Origin of the sequence: Trebonia sp., assembly GCF_049794275.1 — a bacterium.
In the GTDB taxonomy this organism is placed as follows: domain Bacteria; phylum Actinomycetota; class Actinomycetes; order Streptosporangiales; family Streptosporangiaceae; genus Trebonia.
In genome coordinates, this window is record NZ_JBARCR010001296.1 from 1 (window position 1) to 4,555 (window position 4,555).

Below are 4,555 nucleotides of genomic sequence, written 5' to 3' on the forward strand. Positions count from 1 at the left end.
CGCCGTGGCCGAGCGGCACGGGCGGCTGGACCTGCTGGTCAACAACGCGGGCACTGGCGCACCCGCCGGCGCGGTGGACGAGATCTCACCCGAGGGCTGGCAGTCCATCGTCGCCGTCAACCTGACCGGCTCGTACCTGTGCGCGCACCACGCGGTGCGGATGATGAAGGCGCAGGACCCGCAGGGCGGCCGGATCATCAACAACGGCTCGATCTCCGCCGTGTCACCGCGGCCCCGTTCCGTCGGCTACACCGCGACGAAGCACGCGATCACCGGCCTGACGAAGTCGATCTCGCTGGACGGCCGGCGCTACAACATCGCCTGCGGCCAGATCGACATCGGCAACGCGGCGACCGAGATGACCCAGCAGATCGCCGCGGGCGCGCCGCAGGCGGACGGCAGCGTGCTGCCCGAGCCAACCTTCGACCCCCGGCACGCCGCGGAAGCGGTGCGCTACATGGCGGAGCTGCCGCTGGACACGAACGTCCAGTTCATGACCATCATGGCGACGACGATGCCGTTCATCGGCCGCGGCTGATGGCGGGGCCGCGGCCGACGACGGCGAGTTGGGCTCCCCCGGGGGGTTCTGCTGCCGAACCCGCAGAGCGGAGCCCCCGGACGGGGGGGCATCCGGGGGCTCCCTCGCGGGGGAAAGCCCTGTGTTCGGAACGCCGCACCCGGGCCGGGTGTTACACCCCAGCAGAGAAAATTTAAAGTAGTTATCCCGTTACTTTAGGTAGTTGCCGGGGCGGGCGCGGGAGGCTCGGCGGGATGATCTCGGCGGAGTCGGCGATCCGCAGCTTGCGCCGAGCGCGCTGGTAGAACGTGGTGTGGCCGAGCCGGACCACCCGGGCGGCGGCGGGACGCGCATCGATCTCGAGCGCGTCGCCGGGCCCTAGGTAGCCGGCTACCTGACCGTCCACCTCGACGGCGAGCTGACCGCTCCCCGGCAGCACCTCGAGCGCGACCGTGTCGGTTACCGAGAGCACAAGCCCCCGGTTGTAGGCCGAATGCGGCGCGGCGGGCGTCACGAGCAGCGCTTCTACGGCCGGGCTGACGATCGGGCCGCCCGCCGAGAAGCTGTAGGCGGTGGAGCCGGTGGGCGTGGCGACGACCACGGCGTCGGCCGCGTACGAGACGAACGGCTGCCCGCCCACCAGGAGCGACACCGCCGCCGTGCCGCCGGGCACCCGGACCACGGCGATGTCGTTGAACGCCGTGACGCGCTCACCGGCGACCAGGCTGTCCACCGCGAGCCTCGGCTCGACCGTGTAGTCGCGGGCGTCGATGGCCGACAGCGCGTCGGGCAGGTCCGGCACGTCGACCTCCGCGAGGAAGCCGAGCTTGCCGAGGTTGACGCCGAGCACGGGAGCGCGCTGGCCGTCGGCCAGCCGCATCGCGCGCAGCATGGTGCCGTCGCCGCCGAGGCTCACGATCAGGTCGGCGCGCTTCGCCATCTCCTCGGCGGTCACCGCCGTCGCGGCGCAGTTCAGCCGGGAGATCTCGTCGCCGATGCCGTAGACGGTGGCGCCGTTGCCTCTGGCCCAGCCGAGGATGGCATCGACGGCTTCTTTGGAGTCTCGCTGCGGGTGCAGGACGATGCCTACTGCGTGCATATCAGAGTCCGTAGGTCTCGAGGAGCCGGAGCCACAGCTCGCTCATGGTCGGATATGAGGGGACGGCGTGCCAGAGGCTGTCGAGGGGGACCTGACCCGCGACCGCGATGGTGGCGGCGTGGATCATTTCGCCGACGCCGGGCCCGGCCAATGTCATGCCGAGGATGGTTTTCGTTTGCTCGTTGACGACCATCTGGGCGTGACCCGTGTAATCGTCGGCGAAGAGCCTCGCGCCCGCCACGTCGCCGATTTCGTACTCGACGACGCGGACGGCGTGGCCCGCGGCTTCGGCTTGTTCCCTGGTGAGGCCCACGGCGGCGACTTCGGGGAGGGTGAAGATCACCTGCGGGATGCAGGTCTTGCTTGACCGGTCCCTGACTTCCGGTTCTTTGCCCTTGGCGCGGGCGGCGATGGCGTCGCCGCAGATGCGACCCTGGTACTTGCCCATGTGGGTGAGCAGGGCGAGGCGGTTGACGTCGCCCGACGCGTACAGCCAGCCGCCGTCCACGGCGGTGACGCGCATCGTATCGTCCACGTCGAGCCAGGAGCCGGGGGCGAGGCCGACGGACTCCAGGCCGATGTCGTCGGTGCGCGGGGCGCGTCCGGTGGCCGCGAGGACCTCGGCGGCTTCGAGGGTGGTCCCGTCGTCGAGCGTAAGCGTGACGGATCCGTTCCTGGTGGCGCCGGTCACGCCAACGCCGAGGCGGACGTCGACGCCGGAGTCGGCCAGGCCTTTGGCGACGAGGTCGCCCGCGAAGCCTGGCAGCCGCTCGAGCAGCCCGCCGCGAGGCAGCAGCGTGACCCGGGAGCCGAGCGCCGACCAGGCGGCGGCCATCTCGCAGCCCACGACCCCGCCCCCGACGACCGCGAGGCTCTCCGGCACCTCGTGCGCGCTCGTCGCCTCGCGGCTCGTCCACGGCTTGACCCCGGCCAGCGGCGGCGGCACGACCGCGCGGGTCCCGACGGCCACCACGACCGCCTGCCGGGCCCGAAGCTCAGCGTCGGCGACCTTGACAGCCCGCTCGCCAGAAATCCGCCCGGCCCCGCGGAAAAAGTCGGCCCCGGCGTTCTTCAGCCACTCAACCTGCCCGTCGTCCTTCCAGTAATGGGCGAACTTATCCCGCCGCGCAAGGACGCCTGAGACTTCCAGCCGGGCCCCCACAGCCCCCTTGACATGGTTGGCTTCAGAAACAGCCGCGGCAGGCCGGAGCAGCGCCTTGCTGGGCATGCACGCCCAGTAAGAACACTCACCGCCGGCAAGCTCCGACTCGACAACGGCGGCGGTGAGCCCGCCGCGCACGGCCCGCTTAGCCACGTTCTCCCCGGTGGGGCCGGCCCCGATAACGATCACGTCATAAACGTCAGCCATTCAACGCCTCCCTATGCCCGCTCGCCCGAACTCGCCTATGTGTCACGGTAACTACCCGCCTCGTTACGTGTTTCTCCTCCACGGCGAGGAGTGGGGCGCGGTGGGTGCTACGCCGGAGAGTCATCAACCATCGACGCGGGATCGATGACCCGGTCGAAGTCTTCCGCGCCGATGTAGCCCAGCTCCAGCGCCGCTTCGCGCAACGTGCTGCCGTGCGAGTCGGCCTGGTGCGCGATCTCGGCGGCCCTGTCGTAGCCGATCACTGGCGACAGGGCGGTGACCAGCATCAGCGACCGGTTGACGTGCTCGGCGATGCGCGCCTCGTTGAGCTCGGCGCCGTCGACGCAGAACACGCGGAAGGTCCGGCAGGCGCCGGCCAGGATCGTCGCAGAGTCCAGGAAGTTGGCGATGATCACCGGCCGCATGGTGTTCAGCTCCAGGTTGCCCTGGGACGCGGCGAACGCGATCGTCGTGTCGTGCCCGAGCACCTGGGCGCAGACCATGAGCATGGCCTCGCACTGCGTCGGGTTGACCTTGCCCGGCATGATCGAGCTGCCCGGCTCGTTGGCCGGCAGGATCAGCTCGCCGAGCCCGGCCCTGGGCCCTGAGGCCAGCCAGCGGATGTCGTTGGCGATCTTCGTCAGCGGGACGGCGAGCCCGCGCAGCCCGGCGGAGGCGGCGGCCACCGCGTCGGACCCGGCCAGCGCGGCGAACTTATTGGCCGCGGTGCGGAATGGGTAGCCGGTCTGCGCCGCGATCCGTTCCGCGACGTCGACGGCGAAGCCGGGCGGGGCGTTCAGGCCGGTACCGACCGCGGTGCCGCCGGCGGCGAGCTCGTACAGGTCCGCGGTGGCCCGTTCGAGCCCGCTGATCGCCTGTTCGAGCTGGCGGGCGAACCCGGACCATTCCTGGCCGACGGTCAGCGGGACCGCGTCCTCCAGGTGGGTGCGGCCGATCTTCACCACGCCCCGCCACTCGCGGGCCTTGACGTCGATGGCCTCCATGAGCGCCCGCGCGCTCGGCAGTACGCCTTCCCGCACCGCCCGGACGGCCGCGACGTGCATGGCGGTGGGGAACGTGTCGTTGGAGGACTGCCCCATGTTCACGTGGTCGTTGGGGTGCACCGGGGTCTTGCTGCCGATCTGGCCGCCGACCAGCTGGATGGCCCGGTTGCTGATCACCTCGTTAACGTTCATGTTGGTCTGCGTTCCGGACCCGGTCTGCCAGACGCGCAGCGGGAAGTGGCCGTCAAGCTCGCCGTCGATCACCTCGTCGCAGACGCCGGCGATCAGGCTCGCCATCCAGCCGGGGAGCCTGCCCGCTTTCCCGTTGGCGAGCGCCGCGGCTTTCTTCACGTAGCCGAAGGCGTGGTACACCTCCCGCGGCATCAGGTCCGCGCCGATGTCCCCGAAGTGGACCAGCGACCGCTGGGTCTGCGCCCCCCAGTACCGGTCGGCGGGCACGTCGATGACGCCCATCGAGTCGCTTTCCCGCCGGTGCCCGGTAGCTCCGATCCCCACCGGCAAGCCAAGTACCTCAGGCCCTTCGTCCATACCCCAACCCAAGCACA

General features: G+C 70.6%; 4 protein-coding genes. 1 reads left to right on the forward strand and 3 read right to left on the reverse strand.

What is annotated here, in order from left to right:
• Positions 1-538: SDR family oxidoreductase (locus WA805_RS31415; RefSeq protein WP_425244155.1), on the forward strand; the 538-nt coding region annotated here is incomplete at its 5' end.
• 181 nt (positions 539-719) lie between these two features.
• Here WA805_RS31415 and WA805_RS31420 read toward each other — a convergent pair.
• The 3 genes from WA805_RS31420 to fumC all read right to left on the reverse strand — a co-directional run.
• Positions 720-1,616 (reverse strand): NAD(+)/NADH kinase, encoded by an 897-nt coding sequence (locus WA805_RS31420; protein WP_422278224.1) that lies wholly within the window; start codon positions 1,614-1,616, stop codon positions 720-722.
• Position 1,617: 1 nt separating this feature from the next.
• Positions 1,618-2,985 (reverse strand): dihydrolipoyl dehydrogenase family protein, encoded by a 1,368-nt coding sequence (locus WA805_RS31425; RefSeq protein ID WP_422285563.1) that lies wholly within the window; start codon positions 2,983-2,985, stop codon positions 1,618-1,620.
• Between the two features lie 107 nt (positions 2,986-3,092).
• Positions 3,093-4,555 (reverse strand): class II fumarate hydratase (fumC, locus tag WA805_RS31430; RefSeq protein WP_425244156.1); only part of this gene is annotated, 1,463 nt, incomplete at its 5' end.

Bases quoted from the DNA above. Each gene is read 5' to 3' on its own strand.
- WA805_RS31425 (WP_422285563.1), bottom strand. From the start codon at position 2,985: ATGGCTGACGTTTATGACGTGATCGTTATCGGGGCCGGCCCCACCGGG.
- WA805_RS31420 (WP_422278224.1), bottom strand. From the start codon at position 1,616: ATGCACGCAGTAGGCATCGTCCTGCACCCGCAGCGAGACTCCAAAGAA.